The organism is Streptosporangium sp. NPDC000509, from assembly GCF_042898365.1.
Taxonomy (GTDB): Bacteria; Actinomycetota; Actinomycetes; order Streptosporangiales; family Streptosporangiaceae; genus Streptosporangium.
Map to the genome: position 1 here is coordinate 561,032 of NZ_JBIAYX010000001.1, position 18,567 is coordinate 579,598.

Genomic DNA, 18,567 nt, shown 5'->3' on the forward strand with positions numbered 1-18,567 from the left:
CCTCGGACGGCTGTTTTGCCTTCGCCCCACGGGTCGGGGACCTGCCGGGGAAGCCGGGCGAGCCTAGATCCGGGCGAGCCCCCGCCACCAGCCCAGCAGCCCGCCGTCCCCCTCGATCGCGTAGTCGTCGGGGCTGCGGCGTCCCCACACGACCTGGAGCAGGTCGGCCGACGTGGCGGCGAGCACGGTCACGGTGCCCGGTCGCAGGGACCGCTGGTAGTGGAAGCGGTCGGGGTCGAGAGTGATCACCCACCCGGCTCCGGTGTCGGCCTGCAGCGAGATCGTCTCACCACCGCCCCTGATCTCGGCCACGTCCGGGTTCCACTTCACATGCGGCAGGATGTCGAGAAACTCCTCGACCCCGTCGGCCGCCACGTGCTCGTCGATCGCGACCGGGACGCCCAGCGCGAGCTCGGCGTCCACCCGGTGCACCAGGGTCTCGTACAGCATCCGCCTCGACCAGAACCGCACCCGCCGCTCCCCTCCCCAGGACCACATCGGCTCCTGTGGATCCCGCGACAGCAGCGCCTCGGGCAGGAAGGAGGTGCCCTCGCCGAGCCAGGCGGCATATCCGGCCGGGTCGGCGGGCAGGCCCATGTCCATGCCGTCGCGGTCGTAGCGCCTCTCGGCCAGGTCCCGCACCATGGCGGCCACCCACCGATGCACGCCTCCGGTGTGGGCGGTGAGCCTCGCCAGATCCCAGCCGGGACAGGTGAGCACGGAAACGGAGAGGTCACGTCCGCGCAGCACGTCGGCCATCCGGGTGATCTCCGCGGCGGCGGCCGCGGTGTGCTCGGCGTGGGTCCACTCCCTCATGTCAGCCCTCTCGTGTGAAGCGCATGAACTGCTTCTCGTACTCCTTGGCGTCGGTGCTGGTGGCCAGCACCCGCTGTGCCTTCCCCTTGAAGTCGAACACCACCGCCTCGTAGCCGGAGCCCTTGCGCCGCCAGCCCGCGATGTGCTCGTCGTCGTACCAGCCGATGAGCCGTTCCGTCTCGAACGGGATCCTGACCTTCGCGGGTGCGTCGGAGCCGGTGGACCAGACGCAGATCTCCTTCTTACTCTCCTTGCAGTACGTCAGCAGGGAGGAGCCGGACGGGGAGATGTCGTCGCCCTCGACCGTGATCGGGGTGCCCACGTCCAGCAGGGTCTGCAGCACGGTGCCCTGGGTGTCGTAGAAGCGGATGCGCTGGGTCTTGCCGGTGAGCGCCCAGGTGCCGACGGCCCGGCCGTCCCCCCTCCAGAAGTAACTCCACGTGCCGGCGTCCTTCTCCTTCACGCGGACGACCCTCGCCTTCTTCGTGGCGACGTCGATGATCGCGAAGCCGTACTCCTTGCTGGTGTCGCCGACCGCCTCATACAGGGTGACCAGACCGCGCTTGCCGTCCGGTGACCACTGCGGCAGCGTCGGGTAGACCGGCGCCTTGGTGACCCTGATCCTGGTCGCCGCACCGGATCGATGATCGATGACCGAGACGATCGCGTAGCTGTCCGTGTCGTAGATCCGGTCGGTGCCCAGCGCCTGGGTGCCCGCGGCGTTCACCGTGTACTGGAAGTACTTGTCGTTCTTGACGAACCGTTCGGTGCCCTGCCGACGAACGTAGAGGGTCTTGTCCCACTCCAGGCTGTAGGAGCTCAGCTTGATCGGGTCCTGCGTGCTCTCGTGGAGGGTGATCGAGCTGCCGGGCAGCTTGATCGTGCTCGTGTCCTGCGGCACCGTCGGGACGGTGGGGGTGGGGGTGGGCGCGGGGGTGCTCACGCCCTTCGTGACACCTGCCTGTGTGCCCCCCGGCGTCTCCGTGGTGTCGCGCGTCGCCAGTACGACGCCCCCGGCCACGAGCGCGGTGACCAGCACACCCCCCACGATCGCCGGCCACATCTTGCGCCCGCGCCGCTCGGGGGCCGACCGGCCCGGGTACGTCGGCCCGGGGTTCTGGTACTGGGGACCCGCGGAGGAGGGGAAGGCCGCGGGAGCGCCGTAGGACTGAGGTGCGGGCTGTCCGGGATATCCGGGCTGCGGATGCCCGGGGCCCTGCGGGGGGTAGCCGCCCGCGTAGCCGTCGTGACCGGGATACCCGCCGGGGAAGTGCCGGGTGGGCGGCTCCTGCTGCGGGTAACCGTGCGGCCCGGACTGCTGGGCGTGGCCACGTGGGTCCGACTGTTGAAGGTGCTGGGGATACGCAGCCTGGCCGCGCGGATCGGACTGCTGGGGATTCGGCACATGACCGTGCGGGTTCGACTGCTGGAGGTGCGGGACATGACCGGCGGGGCCACCCTGCGGACTCCCCATCGGGTAGCCCACGCCGGGCCCGCTCTGCTGGGGATAAGGCTGCGGCCCCGAGTGCTGCCCCTCGCCCTGCGGACGCCGCTGCCCGTACGCGGTGTGCTCGGGATCGTTTCCGCCCGGATGTCCGCCGGGGCCGGTCCGCTGCGCCGCGGCGGCCGAGCCCTCGGCGAGGATGCCGCGCGGCGCGGTGGGCAGGGCGGCGCCGGTCGCACCGCCCGTGTCACCGGGACCACCGGCGTGGCCGAGCAGCCTCAACAGCGCCTCTCCCGCGGTGGGACGCTGGGTGGGGTCCTTGGACAGGCACTGCCCGACCAGGTCGCGCAGCGCCGGATCGGCGATCGCTCCCAGCTCCGGCTCCATGTTCATGATCCGGTTGAAGATCGCCGGAAGGCTGTCCGTGCCGAACGGCGGCTGCCCGGTGGCCGCGAAGACCATCGTGCAACCCCACGCGAACATGTCGGCGGGCGAGCCCGCGTTCTCCCCCGCCAGTTGCTCGGGGGTCATGTAGGAGGGGGTGCCGATCGCCATCGCGGTCAGCGTGGAGGTCCGGTCGAGCGCCTTGGCGATACCGAAGTCGATCACTCGGGGGCCGTCGGAGGCGAGCAGCACGTTGGAAGGCTTGAAGTCGCGGTGCACGATCCCCGCCTGGTGGATCGCGACGAGCGCGGTGACCGTGCCGATCGCCAGGCGGTGCAGGCCCGCGCCCTCACGAGGTCCCTCGCCGGTCACGACCGCGTCGAGCGTCGGACCGTCGATGTACTCGCTGACGATGTACGGGCGATGCTCGTCGACACCCGTCTCGATCACCGCGGCGGTGCAGAAGGGCGCGACACGCTGGGTCGTGCTGACCTCGCGGACGAAGCGTTCCATCGCCTCCTCGTCCTGCGTGAGATCCGCGCGGAGCAATTTGACCGCGACACGCGCTCCCGTCGGGGAAACGCCCAGGTAGACCGTTCCCTGGCCTCCCTCACCGAGCCGGGCGGTGAGCCGATACTCCCGCACCCTCTCGGGATCCCCGGGCCGCAGGGACACGAGGTCCGCCATGGTCACACCCTTCTCCCGTGATGATTTCCGGTCCCATTGTGGGGGCAAAGGGTCACAGGACGTACATCAAACCGCAAGCCGGACGGGCCGGTGTGGCACGCTCCATGCGTCCCACCGGTCACACGGCAGGGCCTCGCGGGAAAGGGGTTCGCGGGAGAACCTCCCCGAGACCGGGCACACCTCGCCGGGCGCACGAGCACGGCGCCGGAGGGCGAACGTCTCGGAGGCCGGGCACACTTCACCGCGCCACGCGGGCACGTCACCGGGGGTGGCGAACCCTCCAGGCCAGGCGCGTACCTCGCGGGCACGTGGTGGCGGGCCTTCAGAGGCCGGGAGCGCCCCAGAGGGGAAACCAGCGGCCGAGATCGGGCTCGATCTCCAGCTCGCCGCCGATCGCACCGCGTACCTGCAGCTCCAGGGCGTTGTCCCTGCGCTGCGTCTGCCCCGTCCCATGCTCGGCGGGCAGCGGAGCGAACGGGTAGAAGGTGCCCTGCTTGTAGAGGTAGACCAGGGCGAGGCCGCGACCGCCGGGGTCGGTGAAGGAGATGAGCGAGCAGAGCAGGGAGGGGCCGAAACCCGCCGCCTCAAGGGAGGAGTTGACCGCGTGCAGGTCCGTGACGAGATCACCGAGCATGTCGGGACCACGGCGCACCAGCAGCCACGTGTAGCCGAAGGAGTCCTTCGAGAACTCCACCGGGGGGCCGCCTCCGGCGTTCAGCAGCTGGGTGATGTCGCGCTCCAGCTCGGCGAACGCCCCGCCCTCGGCCGAGCGGAAGCAGACCGCCCCCACGCCCGTCGGCGCCAGGCCGGTGGCGGCCTGCAGGGTCACCGCGGCCGAAGGCAGCGCGAACAGCGCGTCCAGGTCGGCCTTGGCCGGTTCGCTGCGCCCCATCAGCACGTTCCACCAGCGCATCGATCACTCCTCCGTCTCGTCCCCGCACGGCGTGGCGCGCCTGTCCGCGCGTCCGGTCATCCACCCTGCCCGAGCTGGGCGGAGATCCTGTTGAGCTGATCCAGGCGCTGGTTCAGCGGCGGGTGGGTCGCGAAGAGGGCGGACAGGCCCGCCTTGCCGGACAGGGCCGGCGCGAAGAAGAAGGCGTTGAACGGCTCGGCCTCGCGCAGATCCCTCGTCGGGATACGGGCCATCTCACCGCTGATCTTGACGAGGGCGCTGGCCAGGGCGGAGGGACGCTGGGTGAGCAGCGCTCCCGCGCGGTCGGCGGCCAGTTCGCGGTAGCGCGACAGGGCGCGGGTGAGCAGGAAGCTGACCGCGTACACCAGGGCCGAGACGAGCAGGATGATGAGGCCGATCGGCAGGCCGCCTCTGTCGTCGCGCCCGCGTCCGCCCAGGCCGCTGTAGAGCGCGACCCTGGTCATGAGCCCGGCGACGATGCCGAGGAAGGACGCGATCGTCATGACCGCGACGTCGCGGTGGGCCACGTGGGACATCTCGTGGGCCAGCACGCCCTCGAGCTCGCCCCTGTCGACCCGCCGCAGCAACCCCGTGGTCACGCAGACCACGGAGTTCTTCTGGTTGCGGCCGGTGGCGAACGCGTTCGGGACGTCCGAGTCGGCGATCGCCACCCGCGGCTTGGGCATGTCGGCGAGTGCGCACAACCTGTCGATCATGCCGTGCAACTCGGGAGCCTCCTGCGGGGAGACGACACGCCCGTGCATCGCGAACAGCGCGATGCGATCGGACATGAAGTACTGCACGAGCAGGATGCCACCGGCGATCACGAGCACCACGACGGCCCGGACGCCCAACGCGATCAACACGGCCACGAAGATCACGTAGAGCAGTCCGAGCAGGAACATGGTGATCACCATGCGCCTTGTCAGGCCCCGGTCCGGGGCAAACCGGGTTTTTGCCATATCCCCAATCTAACCGGGGATCAGTCCTTCGTTGCCGAGCATCTCCCGCACTTCGTCCATGGACGCGTCAGCGGGAGGCAAAATCAGCTCCGAGGACTCCAGGCTGTCGTCGGGCAGTGCCTTGCCGACGTGACGGACCTTGTCGAGCAGGGCGTGCAGCCTCACCCGGAAGGCATCCTCCTCGCCGGCCTCGATCGCGGCCTCCAGCTCGGCGTCCAGCGCGTTCAGCACGTCGAGGTCGGCGGGGGCGATGTCGATCTGCCCCTCCCCCATGATGCGGACGATCACAGGCCCTCCCCCGGCTGGCGCAGCTGCTGGGTCTGGTTGGACTCCGGCTGCTGCTGAGGCTGCTGGTGCTGCTGCTGGTACTGAGGTTGCTGCTGCTGGTGCTGAGCCGGTCCGGGCGTGATCGCGCCCTGCGGCGCGGGACCCTGACCCAGCTCGGCCTTCATCCGGGCGATCTCCAGCTCCACGTCGTTCCCGCCGCCCATGCGGTCGAGCTCGGCCTGGATGTCGTCGCCGCGCTGCCCGCTGAAGTCGTCGAGCGCGCCGCTGGCCAGCAGCTCGTCGATGGCACCCGCGCGGGCCTGCATGGAGGCGGTCTTGTCCTCGGCGCGCTGGATCGCCAGGCCGACGTCGCCCATCTCCTCGGAGATGCCGGAGAAGGCCTCGTTGATCCGCGTCTGCGCCTCGGCGGCGGTGTAGGTCGCCTTGATCGTCTCCTTCCTCGTCCGGAAGGAGTCGACCTTGGCCTGCAGCCTGTGAGAGGCCGTGGTGAGCTTCTCCTCCTCGGCCTGCAGGTTGTCGTGCTGCACGCGGAGGTCGGCGATCTGGGTCTGCAGGCTGCCGCGCCGGGTCAGCGCCTCACGGGCCAGGTCCTCACGGCCGACCCCGAGCGCTTTACGGCCCTGCTCCTCGAGCTTGCGCGCCTGCGCCTCGATCTGGTTGATCTGGAGCTCCACGCGCTTGCGCGAGGTGGCGACGTCCGCCACACCCCGGCGCACCTTCTGCAACAGCTCCAGCTGTCGCTGATATGAGTAGTCCAGGGTTTCGCGAGGATCCTCCATCTTGTCCAACGCGTTGTTCGCCTTGGACCTGAAGATCAGCGAAAGTCTCTTCATCACGCTCATGCGCGTCGGCCGTCCCCTTCTTCAAGTGCGCTTCGGGTCACCCCAAGTGATTCCAGCCCCACCGAAAAGCACCGGAGCCACCATAGGGTTCACCCTACGCATAACGCGCGGGGGCGTCACTAAGTTGCAGTCCCGGTAGGCTGACGTTGTGTTCCGACGTACCCAGACCACCGCGGACGACTCCCCCGCCTCCGCTAACGATCCTAAGCCTGCGGGCAAGGGGCGTCCCACACCCAAGCGACGGGACGCCGAAGGCCGTCGCCGGCAGCCGGTGAACGCCCCTCAAAACCGCAAAGAGGCCTACAAGAACCTCCGCGAGCGTCAGGCCAACGAACGCGTCAAGGCGCGCGAGGGCATGTTGCGCGGCGACGAGCGCTACTTTCCCGCCCGCGACAAGGGCCCCGTCAGGAAGTTCGCGCGCGACTGGGTCGACTCCCGTCGTCTCGTCAGCCAGTACTTCCTGCCGTTCTCCCTTCTCATCCTGCTGCTCACCTGGATCCCGTTCCCCCTCGAGGTCCGCGGTTACATCTACGCCGCGGTGATCACGGTCGGCTGGCCGCTCATGATGGTCACCGTGCTGCTCACCTCGATCTGGGTGTCCTGGAAGGTGAAGAACCTCGCCGCCGAGAAGTTCCCCAACGAGAACCTCAAGGGCGTCGGCTTCTACGCCGCCATGCGCGCGCTGCAGATCCGCAAACTGCGCTTCCCGCCGCCCGCCGTGCTGCCCGGCGGCAAGCCCGTCCCGCCGAAGAACTGACGGCGGCGGAGCCCGACCCGAGGAGCACCGCGGCCGAGCACATCCGTCCCCGAGTCCCGTCCCCTCCATGAGGGGACGGGACTTTTCACTTCTCTCCCGCCGGAAGGGCGTCTCCCCCGGGCGATGTCAGCCCTCGACGACGTTCCAGTCCAGCTCGCCGTCGGTGACGACCGGTTTCCAGTGGCCGATGGACCCGCCGGTCTCCAGGGCGCGCGCCGTCGCCCTCAGCAGGCCGTAGTACGAACGGAGCCGGACGCCCCCGGATGTGAGGCTCGTCCTGCCCTCGTGATGGACGGCACCGACATCGCGCGCCACAGAGTCGATCACCAGGTAACCGCCTCCGCTGTCGTCGGCACCGAACGGGATCATCCGTCCGTCCCACCACTCCGCCCGCGCCACGGTGCCGGCCCCGTCCCCTGTCTCCCCGTCCGTCGCGCACAGCCGCCGCCAGGTGTCGCGGATCCCGCGGACCCCCAGGTTCCAGGCGTTCGGGAACCCGAACGGCGAGATGCCGGGCACGACGGAGGATCCGTTGTGCCGCAGCAGGGAGGCACGCAGGTCGTCGGGGAAGCGCAGGCCCATCTGCGCCTCCGCGACGGCGATCGTACGGGCGCGGGCGGGTTCGCCCAGCGTGCGAAGGGTCGCGGGTGCGTTCGCCTCCAGCCACCTCTCGATGCGACGCCACTCGCGGTTCACCGCCCTCGTCACCTTCGGATCGAGCGCCCGCACCCGCGGACTCGACGCCCGCGGGCGGCAGTCGGCGTCGGGAGCCTCGACACTCTCGTACGGGGGCGAAGTCTCGTACGTCTCGTTTGGGGGCGAGGTCTCGTACGGCCAGGTGGGTCCCGGACTCCTCTCGGCGGCCTCCGCGAGTTCCCGCAGGTTGGACACCTCGCCGCACAGGTCTCCCTCGCACGGACGGTGCCCGCATACGGAACCGATCACGACCGTCCCCGTCTCCCCCTCTTCGACGTAGCGCGCCACCGAGTCGTCCTGGTCGACCGGTCCCGGCCCACACCGTTCGTCCGCGCCGGGCCGGCTCCCGACCTCGATCACCTCCATGGTCTCCCCTCCGTTCGAGAAGACCGCGCTCTCCAGGACCTGCGTGCCCGCGGCGAACAGGCACAGTCCCGCTCCCACGGCTCCCCAGCGGACCAGAAGGCGCCGGGTGGTCTCGTCCAGCGGCTCTCTCGGCGTCCGCCTCCGCTCGAACGTCCGCTCGACGGCGGCCTGGAAGGCGGAGGGGGTCCTGGCGGCGTACCGCCTGAGGTCCTCGTCCGTGGGGGTGCCGAGGATCGGCGCGGGAGGCCATCTCGGTGCGCGCTCCGCTCCGGGGGCCGCCCTCTCGGCAGAGCCGGACTCCGTCCCCTCCACGCGGGAGGCGGTCTGCGGCCCCGGTGGGGAGACGCTCCGATCTCCCCCGCGTGGGAAGCCGGCTCGGCGCTCCTCGGCTCGCCGCCACAGGCGTGCGACCGCCACGACGGCCGCCGCCAGCGTCACGACGGCGAGCGCGAGCCGTACCTTCCGAGAAGTGATCAACCGCAACACATCCGGCAAGGTATCCCGAATCATCGCGAAGCATGGCGCCTACTAATCTCGAATCATGGAATTCCGCCACCTTGGCCGCAGCGGTCTCATGGTCAGCGAGATCAGCTACGGCAACTGGATCACACACGGTTCCCAGGTAGAGGAGGACGCCGCCAAGCAGTGCGTGCAGGCGGCACTCGACGAGGGGATCACCACCTTCGACACCGCCGACGTGTACGCGGGCACCAAGGCGGAGGAGGTGCTCGGCCGCGCCCTCTCCGGAGTCCGCCGCGAGTCCCTGGAGATCTTCACCAAGGTCTACTGGCCGACCGGACCCGGCCCCAACGACCGAGGGCTCTCGCGCAAGCACATCACCGAGTCGCTGCACGGCTCGCTGCGCCGTCTGCAGACCGACTACGTCGACCTGTACCAGGCGCACCGCTTCGACAACGAGACACCGCTTGAGGAGACCCTCAAGACCTTCGACGATCTCGTACGCCAGGGCAAGGTCCTCTACGTCGGCGTCAGCGAGTGGACCGCCGACCAGATCGGCCGGGCACTGAAGATCGCCGACGAGATGGGCTTCGACCGCCTGGTCTCCAACCAGCCTCAGTACTCCATGCTGTGGCGGGTCATCGAGACCGAGATCGTGCCGCTGAGCGAGAAGGAGGGCGTCGGCCAGGTCGTCTTCTCCCCCATCGCCCAGGGCGTGCTCACCGGCAAGTACCGGCCGGGGCAGCCGCCCCCCGCCGGTTCACGTGCCACCGACCCCACCGGGGGCAACTTCATCGCCCGGATGCTCAACGACGACGTGCTCACCCGCGTCCAGCAGCTGGAACCGATCGCCTCCGACCTCGGCCTGAGCATGGCCCAGCTCGCGGTCGCCTGGGTGCTGCAGAACCCCAACGTGGCCTCGGCCATCGTGGGGGCCAGCAGGCCCGAGCAGGTCCGCGACAACGTCAAGGCCTCCGGGGTCAAGCTGGAGTCCGAGGTGCTGAAGAAGATCGACGACATCCTCGGCCCGGTTGTCGAGCGCGACCCCGCCAAGACCGTGAGCCCCGAGCGGCGCCCCTAGCGGCAAAAACCCTTCGGCTTCTCGTTCTTCAACGAGAAGCCGAAGGGTTTCCGTTCACCCACGTCATTCAGTGCGCCGAATTCGGGGCACTCATTCGGGGCGCAGTGACATTCCCTCGTACTCGACACGTTCGCCTTCGATCAGGGTGACTCTCTCGACCCCGGCCTCCAGCAGCTCACGCCAGCTTTCACCCAGCCACGACTCGGCGTCCGCCTGGCTCGGGAACGTGTCGGAGGGCGAAACACCCTCGACCACCTCGCCGCCGTTCGCGTCTTCGTAACGCCAGCGCCACGTCATGCCACAACTCCTTCTCGCAGGTCCTGCCGGTGCCCCTCGGCGGCCTCAGCGAACCCTACCTCTCCATGACGCTCCCGGGCATGAAGGCGAGATCTTGATTTCCTTCTCACGACCGAAGCCGGGGGCTTCCAGCTGAAGGCAGCACCCGAGGTCCAGGACACCGGAGTGTTCACCTGTCGGCGGCCGGCACCGGGTGCCTGCCGGACGGCTTACTCCCGCGAACCGATGAGAAACACGATGACCGCTCTTCACCGCCGGGACGTTCCCCCGGTACGCCGACCGCTTCCTCCCGGAGGCGAGGGCTCGCGGTTTCTCGACCAACCTTTCAACGCGACAGGAGACCGGGTGTGAAGGTTCTGATCTCCGGCACGGCGGGCCCTGGCGGGTGGCCGTCCCCGGACTGCGGGTGTGCCTCCTGCGCCCGTGTCACGCCGGGCCGTCGTGCCACCTCTGTGGTACTCGGCGTCTCGGCGCCAGCGGACGGCCCTCTGCCGCTCGACGGCTCCCCCTCGCCCGACGACCCGGCAGTGCCCGACACTTCTACGCTCTCCGACAGGCCGACCGCACTCGGCGGTTCGACGACCCCCGGCGACTCGATGACACCCAACCGTTCGATGCCGCCCAACGGTCCCGCACGGCTGCCGCTGTCCGGCCCGCTCCCGCCCGGTTACCGCGCCTCGCCCGGTCCTGACGGCCTCACCGTCACCACCTCCGATGGCCGGCGCGTCCTCTATGCCGCATTCACCCATCCCTTGTACGGCGAGTCTCCGCACGATGGGTCCTCATATGACGAGCGGGGTGAGCGGACGCTGGACCTGGTGCTGCTGGACGTGCTGGACCGGCCGGAACGGCTCGGGGACCTGCGCCGGCGAGGTCTGGTCGGCGAGCGGACGCACGTGGTGGCCGTCGATGTCGACCACCGGGTGCCGACGGAGACGGAACTGACCCGGCGGGCCGCGCTGTGGGGGGTGCGCGTCGTACCGGACGGCACGGTCGTCGACACGAGCGAGCCCCCTCCCGCTCCGGCTCCCCCGCCCAGGAGAACCCTGCTGCTCGGGGGAAGCCGGTCGGGTAAGTCGGCGGAGGCCGAACTGCGGCTGGCGGCCGAGCCCAAGGTGCTCTACGTCGCGACCGGTCCGTCCGGCGACGGCGATCCCGAATGGCTGCGCCGAGTCCGGGCGCATCGCGACCGAAGGCCCGCCCACTGGGACACCGCCGAGACCACCGGTCTGTCCGAGGTGCTGCGGTCCGCCGACACCCCGCTGCTGATCGACGGGCTCGGCACCTGGGTGGCCGCGGTCTTCGACGAGTGCGACGCCTGGCCGGGCGGAGCGGGCGGCGACGCCCCCGGCGCCCTGGAGGCTGTCGCCGCCCGGTGCGACGACCTGGTGGCGGCCTGGAGGCAGACCCGCTCCCGGGTCGTCGCGGTCTCCGACGAGGTCGGTCTCGGTCTGGTGCCCGACACCGCCGGCGGGCGGATGTTCCGTGACACCCTCGGCCGCCTGAACCAGCGCCTCGCCCTGGAGTCGGAGGACGTCACCCTCGTCGTCTCCGGCCGTCTCCTGCCCCTCCCCCTCTGACCCCTCGGCTCTGCCCCCTCAAGCTCCCCGGGCCCCATCAAGAACGGTGAACGGATGCGAGCACCGTGCCGGGAGCCGCAAGAACTACGATCGTCGGTCATGTCCCAGCCCTCGCCCCCGCCCGAGAACGGCCCGTCCGGCTTCATCGACGGAGTGCGTCTCGCGATCGGCACTCTGAGCGTGTTCCCGGTCCGTCCCGGGGTGGTCGACCGCCGGGCAGGGGGGATCGCGATGGCGGTGGCCCCGCTGGTGGGCGCGGCGATCGGGGCCTGCGGCGGGCTGGTGCTGGTGATCTCACTGTGGCTGGGGATGACGTCGCTTCCGGCGTCGGTGCTGGCTGTGGCGACCGTGGCACTGCTCACCCGGGGGTTGCACCTGGACGGGCTGGCCGACCTCGCCGACGGGCTGGGCAGCGCCAAACCCGCCGAGCGGGCGCTGGAGATCATGAAGCGGTCGGACATCGGCCCCTTCGGCGTGGTGACGCTGATTCTCGTCCTGCTGGTCCAGGTGGCGGCTCTACAGGAGGCCATCACCTGGGCCGGAGCGGGCGCGGCCGTGATCATCCTGGTCGCGGCCTGCACCGCCGGACGGCTCGCCCTTACCTGGGCCTGCCGCACGGGCATCCCCCCGGCACGCCCCGACGGACTCGGCGCGATGGTCGCGGGCACCGTGCGGCGGAGCGTCGCGGTGGTCGTGACCGCGCTGGTGCTCGCGGGAACGACGGCGCTGGTCTATCTCCACGGCATCGGCGCCTTCAGCCCGTGGACTTCCGGGTCCTCCGGCGAATTCGGCTATTTCGCCTACGTGGAAGCCGACGACCTGACGGGCATCACCGATGTGATTCCCGTGGCGGGCGTGGGGCGGTTCCTCGCCCCCTGGGGTCTCCCCCTCGCCATGCTCGTGGGGCTGCTGGCGGCCTGGGCCGTACGGCGCAGGGCCGCACGGCGACTCGGCGGCGTCACCGGCGACGTGCTCGGCGCCCTCGTCGAGATCGCCACCGCGACGACCCTGCTGGCCTGCACCATCCTCACGAACTGACCGCCTTCTTCCGTCTTCCGCCCGGACTTCTCCTGCCCGAACAAAGCGTGCGATCGCTCTCGCCCCGTCCAGCGGACGCCGGCCGAACGGGTCCCGTCCAGCGGACGCCGGCCGAACGAAGGAAGAGCGTGAGGCAACACTCGCCCGGCTCTCACGCGGCGACGGTGGCCGGGGCCGGTCGCTCGACCGGACGGTACTTGAACAGCAGTGCCGAGACCACGGCCAGCAACACCGAGCCGACCAGACCCGTGATCCCCGCGACGACGAACACCGGCGGGTCTGCCGCGTCACCGAGGATTATCGCCAGGCCCGCGGAGGCGTTCAGTGACCCGTGCCCGACGACCGCGGGCCAGACGCTTCCCGAATAGAGGCGGAGCCAGCTGAGCAGGGCTCCGAAGCCCACGCAGAAGACGATGAACATCGGTGCGGCCCACGCCCCCAGCTCGGGATAGTTGTATCCGCGCAGGGTGAGCGGGAAGTGCCAGAGCCCCCAGATCACTCCGGACACCAGCAGGGCCCGCCAGGTGCCGAGCGGCATCAGGCGCGGCAGCAGCCACCCCCGCCACCCCCACTCCTCACCGAAGGCCGCGATCGAGTTGATCACTGGGGCGACCAGCACCATCGACACGATCTGCGCGATCACCAGGACTCCGACCTCCACCGGGGGCGGCCCGCCCGGCGCGGCCGCCAGACTCTGGCGGAACAGGCTGAACTCCCGCAGGTCGACGGAGAGCAGGCCGAAGGCGACGCTGAGCGCGGTCGCGACGACGACCAGCACGGGTACGCCGAACCAGGCGAGTGCGACCAGTGCGAACATGCGGCCCCGGCTTCCGCCCGCCGACAGGCCGGTTCGCACGGCCCACTCACGCCTGGTGGTGACGTCTCCACGGCGCCTGTCGCGCAGCCGGACGGCGAGGACTGCGAGCGTCGGGGTGAACATCATCGCCACCCCCATCGCCATGAATACGGACGCGCTGGTCGAGGCGTCCATCAGCCAGATGGGGAGGGCGAACAACCAGGACAGGCCGAACGCGACGAGCAGGAACAACCACAGATCAGGGAGTCGGCGAAGCATGACACCACCTTCGGGGGCTTGAACGCGGGGGAACGGGAGGAGCGGAAAGCAGCGGAGACGACCGCAGGAGAGGGCCGGGACACCGCGGGGAGCGGGGACAAGAACATGCGAAGGACGAAGCGGGATGGACGGACGGGTGGAGGACGGAGCAGCGGGCGAAGGCCAGAGGACACCCAGCGGACAGGACGTCAAATGACGAAGGTCAGGGGAGGTCGGAGAGGGTCGAAGAAGAGAAGACGGGACGGAGGGCAGGAGGTCAGCGGGCGGACGGCCCGGTGGCCGCCCGGTCCACGAGGGTGTTCAGCAGGGCGGCCCCGCTCTCCGCGTCGTCGATCGAGACGGCGAAGCGGCCACCGGAGACGTAACCCACCACGAGGCACTCCCCGCCGCGGATCATGACCGTCACGGCCCCTGGCAGGCCCCTGACGCCCCAGCCTCCGACGTCGGACGGGAACCGCCGCTCCGACCAGGCCCGCTCCACCCGCTCGATCGGGATGTGCTTGCGGGGCAGGCGGAGCGGCCCGTAGAAGAGCACGACACCCTCCTCGGCGATCTGCACCCGCACCGAGCTGAAGGTCAGTGCCAGCAGACCCGCCAGGAACGTGATCGTCGCGGGGACCCACAACGCGCTGTCGCCACCGATCAGGGCGAGCACGGCGAGCCCTCCTCCCACGGCCAGCACGGAGCCGCTGAGCGCGACGAGAGGGCCGCTGCTCACAGAGGAGACCCACACCGCGCGCTGGCCGGGGCGGAGCGGGACCCGCCGGGTGGGGACGGCGGACGGCTCAGGGCGCTCGTCGGGCCCGGGGCGGGCGGCGAGCGCGCCGAGCCAGCCGCCCAGCACCAGCCCCGCGACCGCGAGCAGCGCGCCCCACCCCAGGTCGTCGGCCTGCCTCCAATGAGGGGCGTCGAGGTTGGCCATCAGCGTGACGATCTGCAACCCCGGGAAGAACAGGCCGGCGCCTCCCAGCGCGGCGCCGAGCGCCATGCGGCTCGTCCTGCGCCTGAACATCGCGGTGTTGACGAACGCGAACCCCAGTGCGCCGCCCGCGAGCAGCGTCCACAGGCCCACCTGGAACAGCAGTGACACGAGGAACGGCATCGAGTTGTCGGGCGCGCCGGACGCCCCCCAGTGGGTGGCGACCGGATCGGGCAGCCGGTCCCGCAGCGCCAACGGCGCCGCGATCAGCGCGACGGTTACCAGCCCGAACCAGCCGGTGGCGATGGACAGGAATCGGGCTCGCAGACCCACGTCGGTCCCCTCTTCGAAGGACCGGGCACCCGGCCCGGTCATGACAGTTCTCTGATGAGCTCGATGACGTCGTCGTGGCGGTAGCCGTACTGGACGGCCTCGTCGAGCAGGGAGCGCAGCTTCTCCTCGATGACGCTGCGCGGATTCGGCCGGCTGAGCACGGTCACGCCGCGGCCCCGGCGGAACTCCAGCACCCCCTCGTCGCGCAGGTCCCTCAGGGCGCGCAGCACCGTGTTGGCGTTGATGCCCAACGCGGCGGCCAGATCGCGAGCCGGCGGGAGCCGGTCTCCCGGGGCGTACGACCCCTCGGCGACGGCGCGCCTGATCGCCTCGGCGACCTGCTCGTGCAGGGGCCGGGGATCGTTCAGATCCAAGGTGAGCAACATGATGCTAGCGACATTAGCACCAATGCATCCGATGGTGCCACCCCGAATAGCACCATCGAAGAACACGATTCGTAGGATGAACCCTCGTTTATGCGTACTGCCCCAGCCCGACTAGCATCGGCATACGTGACCACTGTGCGGCTTACCCCAACTGACAACGGTGTCTCGTACGACACCGACGCCTTGGTCGTCGGCGTCCACACCGGACCTGACGGCCTGCTCCCCGCTCCCGGGGCCGAAGGCCTCGACCAGGCGCTCGGTGGCAGACTCGCCGCCACGCTGGAGAGCGTGGGGGCCAAGGGTAAGCCCGGCGAGATCTCCAAGATCCCCACCTTCGGCGCGCTGACCGCGCCCCTGCTGGTCGTCGTCGGCCTGGGCGAGGCCCCCGAGGCCCCCGACGACGGTTCCGGTGACGGCTACGACGCCGAGGTCCTGCGCCGCGCGGCGGGCACCGCGGTCCGCGCCCTGGCCGGCACCGGCCGGGTGACGCTCGCCCTGCCCGCCGCGAGCGCCGAGCACGCCGGCGCCGTCGCCCTGGGCGGGCTTCTCGGCGCCTACTCCTTCACCAAGTACCGCACCACCTCGGAGCAGGTCTCCCCGGTGTCGGAGCTGGCCGTGGTGACCGACGCCGAGGGGGCCCAGGCCGCGATCGAGCGCGCCGGCACCCTGGCCGAGTCGGTCTCCCTCGTCCGCGACCTGGTCAACACCCCGCCGTCGGGCCTGTGGCCGGCCCGCTTCGCCGAGATCGCCGAGCGGGTGGGCTCCGAGGCCGGCCTGTCGGTGGAGGTCCTGGACGAAAAAGCGCTCAAGGAGGGCGGTTACGGCGGCATCGTCGCCGTCGGCCAGGGATCGGCCAACCCTCCCCGGCTGGTCCGCCTCTCCTACAGCCACCCCGAGGCCGGCAAGAAGCTCGCGTACGTCGGCAAGGGCATCACCTTCGACTCGGGTGGCCTGTCGCTCAAGCCGACGGCCTCGATGGACTGGATGAAGTCGGACATGAGCGGCGCGGGCGCGGTCCTCGGCGCCCTCCTCGCGATCGCGAAGCTGGGCCTGAAGGTGAACGCGGTCGGCTACCTCTGCCTGGCGGAGAACATGCCGAGCGGCACCGCGCAGCGCCCCTCCGACGTGTTCACCAGCTTCGCGGGCAAGACCGTCGAGGTGCTCGACACCGACGCCGAGGGCCGTCTGGTCCTCATCGACGGCATCGCCCGCGCCGGGCAGGACGACCCCGATGTGATCGTCGACGTCGCCACGCTCACCGGCGCGCAGATCGTCGCGCTGGGCTGGCGGACGGCGGGCGTGATGGGCAACGACGACGACCTGCGCGCGGAGATCGTCGCGACGGCGGGCGAGCAGGGCGAGGCCGTGTGGCCCATGCCCCTGCCCGAGGAGCTGCGCAAGGGCCTCGACTCCCCGGTGGCCGACATCGCCAACCTGCACCCCGAGCGTTTCGGCGGGATGCTGACGGCCGCCGTCTTCCTGCGGGAATTCGTGCCCGACGGGGTCCGTTGGGCACATATCGACATGGCCGGCCCCTCCTTCAACAAGGGCGAGGCCCACGGCTACACGCCGAAGGGCGGCACCGGGGCGATCACCCGGACCCTCGTCGGCCTGGCCGAGCGTTACGCGGGCGAGCCTTCGCGCTGACCGTCGACTCCGCGCGAGCGGGGTCACAAGCAACTCTGGACAAATGAAAAGATGCGGTTGCCGGGGTCAGGCCGAGGGCGGGCACCGGTGCGGCGCCGAGCCGGGTCCGGTGGCGGCGTGGATGCGATCGAGGATCCACGCGGCCACCCAGGGCACGACGAGGGGTGCGACCGTGAAGACGGTATTACGATCCGACAAGGAGCTTTCCTGTGGCTGATGGCAGCGGCCCCTACGACATCGTCGTCCTAGGTGGCGGTAGCGGCGGGTATGCCTGCGCTCTGCGGGCCGCCGAGCTGGGCAAGACGGTCGCGCTGATCGAGAAGGACAAGATCGGCGGTACGTGCCTGCATCGCGGGTGCATTCCCACCAAGGCGCTTCTGCACTCCGCGGAGGTCGCCGACGAGACTCGCGAAAGCGCGACCTACGGCGTCAAGGCCCGATTCGAGGGCATCGACGTGCCCGCGGTCCACGCGTTCAAGGACAAGATCGTCACGCGCGCCTGGAAGGGCGTGCAGGGCCTTCTCAAGAGCAAGGGCATCACGATCATCGAAGGTGAGGGCCGTCTCGCGGGCCCGAACCGGGTCGCGGTGGGCTCCGAGGTCTACGAGGGCCACAACATCGTGCTGGCGACCGGCTCCGCGCCCAGGTCCCTGCCGGGCCTGGAGATCGACGGCGAGCGGATCATCACCAGCGAGCACGCGCTCAAGCTCGACCGGGTGCCCACCTCGGTGGTCGTCCTGGGCGGTGGCGTCATCGGCGTGGAGTTCGCCAGCGTCTGGCGCTCCTTCGGCGCCGAGGTGACGATCGTCGAGGGACTGCCGCACCTGCTGCCCCTGGAGGAGGAGTCCAGCTCCAAGCTGCTGGAGCGCTCTTTCCGCCGCCGCGGCATCAAGCAGGAGCTGGGCGTCTTCTTCGAGAGCGTCAAGACCACCGACACCGGCGTGGTCGTCAGCCTGGCCAACGGCAAGACCCTCGACGCGGAGCTGCTGCTGGTCGCGGTCGGCCGCGGCGCGGTCTCCGCGGGCATGGGCTTCGAGGAGGCGGGCATCGCGATCGAGCGCGGCACCGTCACGGTGAACGAGTTCTGCCAGACCAGCGTGCCGGGCGTGTACGCGGTCGGCGACCTCATCCCGACCCTTCAGCTCGCGCACGCGGGCTTCGCCGAGGGCATCCTGGTGGCCGAGCACATCGCCGGCCTGAACCCCGTGCCGATCGACTACGACGGCGTCCCCCGGATCACCTACTCCGACCCCGAGGTCGCCTCGGTGGGCATCACCTCCGCCCAGGCCAGGGAGCGCGGTCACGAGATCGTCGAGATGACCTACGACCTCGCGGGCAACCCCAAGAGCCAGATCCTGCAGACGCAGGGCGCGGTCAAGATCATCGCGGAGAAGGACGGCCCGGTGCTCGGCGTGCACATGGTCGGCCGCCGCATCGGCGAGCTGGTGACCGAGGGACAGCTGATCTACAACTGGGAGGCCCTGCCCTCCGAGGTCGCGCAGCTCATCCACGCGCACCCCACCCAGTCCGAGGCCGTCGGCGAGGCGATGCTGGCGCTCGCCGGCAAGCCGCTCCACGTCCACAACTAACGCAAGCC

The 18,567-nt window shown here is 70.3% G+C and carries 18 protein-coding genes; 6 read left to right on the forward strand and 12 right to left on the reverse strand.

All coding sequences use genetic code 11. The features are described from left to right. Nucleotides 1-63: 63 nt before the first annotated feature. The 6 genes from ACFY3D_RS02225 to ACFY3D_RS02250 form a co-directional block, all read right to left on the reverse strand. Entirely contained in the window at nt 64-816 is a 753-nt protein-coding gene (locus tag ACFY3D_RS02225) for a maleylpyruvate isomerase family mycothiol-dependent enzyme (RefSeq protein WP_389973768.1), read from the reverse strand. Between the two features lies 1 nt (nt 817). Next, nucleotides 818-3,331 (reverse strand): protein kinase, encoded by a 2,514-nt coding sequence (locus ACFY3D_RS02230; RefSeq protein WP_389973771.1) that lies wholly within the window; start codon nt 3,329-3,331, stop codon nt 818-820. 322 nt (nt 3,332-3,653) lie between these two features. After that, complete coding sequence (locus ACFY3D_RS02235) at nt 3,654-4,244, reverse strand: hypothetical protein (protein WP_389973774.1); 591 nt, start codon at nt 4,242-4,244, stop codon at nt 3,654-3,656. A gap of 56 nt (nt 4,245-4,300) precedes the next feature. Continuing rightward, nucleotides 4,301-5,206 carry a zinc metalloprotease HtpX gene (gene htpX / locus ACFY3D_RS02240; protein ID WP_350947459.1) on the reverse strand — a complete coding sequence of 302 codons (906 nt, stop codon included), beginning with the start codon at nt 5,204-5,206 and terminating at the stop codon, nt 4,301-4,303. 9 nt (nt 5,207-5,215) lie between these two features. Further along, a complete protein-coding gene (locus ACFY3D_RS02245; protein WP_362895714.1) occupies nt 5,216-5,494 on the reverse strand; it encodes a hypothetical protein in 279 nt (92 codons plus the stop codon). Beyond that, complete coding sequence (locus ACFY3D_RS02250) at nt 5,491-6,336, reverse strand: PspA/IM30 family protein (RefSeq protein WP_350947457.1); 846 nt, start codon at nt 6,334-6,336, stop codon at nt 5,491-5,493. Before ACFY3D_RS02250 ends, ACFY3D_RS02245 begins: the two co-directional genes overlap by 4 nt. Before the next feature lie 148 nt (nt 6,337-6,484). Here ACFY3D_RS02250 and ACFY3D_RS02255 point away from each other — a divergent pair, with 148 nt between their 5' ends. Then, complete coding sequence (locus ACFY3D_RS02255; protein WP_350947456.1) at nt 6,485-7,093, forward strand: DUF3043 domain-containing protein; 609 nt, start codon at nt 6,485-6,487, stop codon at nt 7,091-7,093. Between the two features lie 126 nt (nt 7,094-7,219). On the opposite strand, the gene ACFY3D_RS02260 is transcribed toward ACFY3D_RS02255, so the two are convergent. Continuing rightward, nucleotides 7,220-8,641 carry an SMI1/KNR4 family protein gene (locus ACFY3D_RS02260; protein WP_389973777.1) on the reverse strand — a complete coding sequence of 474 codons (1,422 nt, stop codon included), beginning with the start codon at nt 8,639-8,641 and terminating at the stop codon, nt 7,220-7,222. Between the two features lie 55 nt (nt 8,642-8,696). Between ACFY3D_RS02260 and ACFY3D_RS02265 the strand changes: the two genes are divergently transcribed. Beyond that, nucleotides 8,697-9,695, forward strand: a complete 999-nt coding sequence (locus ACFY3D_RS02265; protein ID WP_350947454.1) for an aldo/keto reductase family protein — start codon at nt 8,697-8,699, stop codon at nt 9,693-9,695. A 90-nt stretch (nt 9,696-9,785) separates the two neighbouring features. On the opposite strand, the gene ACFY3D_RS02270 is transcribed toward ACFY3D_RS02265, so the two are convergent. Beyond that, the gene (locus tag ACFY3D_RS02270; protein ID WP_350947453.1) at nt 9,786-9,992 is read right to left on the reverse strand and encodes a hypothetical protein; all 207 of its coding nucleotides are present in this window, start codon (nt 9,990-9,992) and stop codon (nt 9,786-9,788) included. A 527-nt stretch (nt 9,993-10,519) separates the two neighbouring features. Here ACFY3D_RS02270 and ACFY3D_RS02275 point away from each other — a divergent pair. Both ACFY3D_RS02275 and ACFY3D_RS02280 read left to right on the forward strand, forming a co-directional pair. Next, complete coding sequence (locus ACFY3D_RS02275) at nt 10,520-11,572, forward strand: bifunctional adenosylcobinamide kinase/adenosylcobinamide-phosphate guanylyltransferase (RefSeq protein ID WP_389973780.1); 1,053 nt, start codon at nt 10,520-10,522, stop codon at nt 11,570-11,572. Between the two features lie 99 nt (nt 11,573-11,671). Beyond that, nucleotides 11,672-12,610 carry an adenosylcobinamide-GDP ribazoletransferase gene (locus tag ACFY3D_RS02280; protein ID WP_389973783.1) on the forward strand — a complete coding sequence of 313 codons (939 nt, stop codon included), beginning with the start codon at nt 11,672-11,674 and terminating at the stop codon, nt 12,608-12,610. Nucleotides 12,611-12,761: 151 nt separating this feature from the next. Here ACFY3D_RS02280 and ACFY3D_RS02285 read toward each other — a convergent pair whose 3' ends face one another. The 3 genes from ACFY3D_RS02285 to ACFY3D_RS02295 all read right to left on the reverse strand — a co-directional run bounded on the left by ACFY3D_RS02285 (nt 12,762) and on the right by ACFY3D_RS02295 (nt 15,323). Next, on the reverse strand, nt 12,762-13,685 hold the full coding sequence (locus ACFY3D_RS02285) for a CPBP family intramembrane glutamic endopeptidase (RefSeq protein ID WP_389973786.1): 924 nt from the start codon (nt 13,683-13,685) through the stop codon (nt 12,762-12,764). A gap of 256 nt (nt 13,686-13,941) precedes the next feature. After that, a complete protein-coding gene (locus tag ACFY3D_RS02290) occupies nt 13,942-14,937 on the reverse strand; it encodes a DUF1648 domain-containing protein (RefSeq protein ID WP_389973789.1) in 996 nt (331 codons plus the stop codon). 38 nt (nt 14,938-14,975) lie between these two features. Then, nucleotides 14,976-15,323, reverse strand: coding sequence for a GntR family transcriptional regulator (locus tag ACFY3D_RS02295; RefSeq protein ID WP_350947448.1), 348 nt, complete (start codon nt 15,321-15,323; stop codon nt 14,976-14,978). Nucleotides 15,324-15,413: 90 nt separating this feature from the next. Here ACFY3D_RS02295 and ACFY3D_RS02300 point away from each other — a divergent pair, with 90 nt between their 5' ends. Then, on the forward strand, nt 15,414-16,970 hold the full coding sequence (locus ACFY3D_RS02300) for a leucyl aminopeptidase (protein ID WP_389973792.1): 1,557 nt from the start codon (nt 15,414-15,416) through the stop codon (nt 16,968-16,970). Between the two features lie 66 nt (nt 16,971-17,036). Here the strand turns inward: ACFY3D_RS02300 and ACFY3D_RS02305 are convergent, their stop codons facing one another. Beyond that, entirely contained in the window at nt 17,037-17,168 is a 132-nt protein-coding gene (locus ACFY3D_RS02305) for a hypothetical protein (RefSeq protein ID WP_389973795.1), read from the reverse strand. 11 nt (nt 17,169-17,179) lie between these two features. Here ACFY3D_RS02305 and lpdA point away from each other — a divergent pair, with 11 nt between their 5' ends. Further along, nucleotides 17,180-18,559 carry a dihydrolipoyl dehydrogenase gene (lpdA, locus tag ACFY3D_RS02310; RefSeq protein WP_389973798.1) on the forward strand — a complete coding sequence of 460 codons (1,380 nt, stop codon included), beginning with the start codon at nt 17,180-17,182 and terminating at the stop codon, nt 18,557-18,559. Nucleotides 18,560-18,567 lie beyond the last annotated feature (8 nt).

Bases quoted from the DNA above. Each gene is read 5' to 3' on its own strand.
- ACFY3D_RS02225 (WP_389973768.1), bottom strand. From the start codon at position 816: ATGAGGGAGTGGACCCACGCCGAGCACACCGCGGCCGCCGCCGCGGAG.
- ACFY3D_RS02230 (WP_389973771.1), bottom strand. From the start codon at position 3,331: ATGGCGGACCTCGTGTCCCTGCGGCCCGGGGATCCCGAGAGGGTGCGG.
- ACFY3D_RS02235 (WP_389973774.1), bottom strand. From the start codon at position 4,244: ATGCGCTGGTGGAACGTGCTGATGGGGCGCAGCGAACCGGCCAAGGCC.
- htpX (WP_350947459.1), bottom strand. From the start codon at position 5,206: ATGGCAAAAACCCGGTTTGCCCCGGACCGGGGCCTGACAAGGCGCATG.
- ACFY3D_RS02250 (WP_350947457.1), bottom strand. From the start codon at position 6,336: ATGAGCGTGATGAAGAGACTTTCGCTGATCTTCAGGTCCAAGGCGAAC.
- ACFY3D_RS02265 (WP_350947454.1), top strand. From the start codon at position 8,697: ATGGAATTCCGCCACCTTGGCCGCAGCGGTCTCATGGTCAGCGAGATC.
- ACFY3D_RS02270 (WP_350947453.1), bottom strand. From the start codon at position 9,992: ATGACGTGGCGCTGGCGTTACGAAGACGCGAACGGCGGCGAGGTGGTC.
- ACFY3D_RS02280 (WP_389973783.1), top strand. From the start codon at position 11,672: ATGTCCCAGCCCTCGCCCCCGCCCGAGAACGGCCCGTCCGGCTTCATC.
- ACFY3D_RS02285 (WP_389973786.1), bottom strand. From the start codon at position 13,685: ATGCTTCGCCGACTCCCTGATCTGTGGTTGTTCCTGCTCGTCGCGTTC.
- ACFY3D_RS02295 (WP_350947448.1), bottom strand. From the start codon at position 15,323: ATGTTGCTCACCTTGGATCTGAACGATCCCCGGCCCCTGCACGAGCAG.
- ACFY3D_RS02300 (WP_389973792.1), top strand. From the start codon at position 15,414: ATGCGTACTGCCCCAGCCCGACTAGCATCGGCATACGTGACCACTGTG.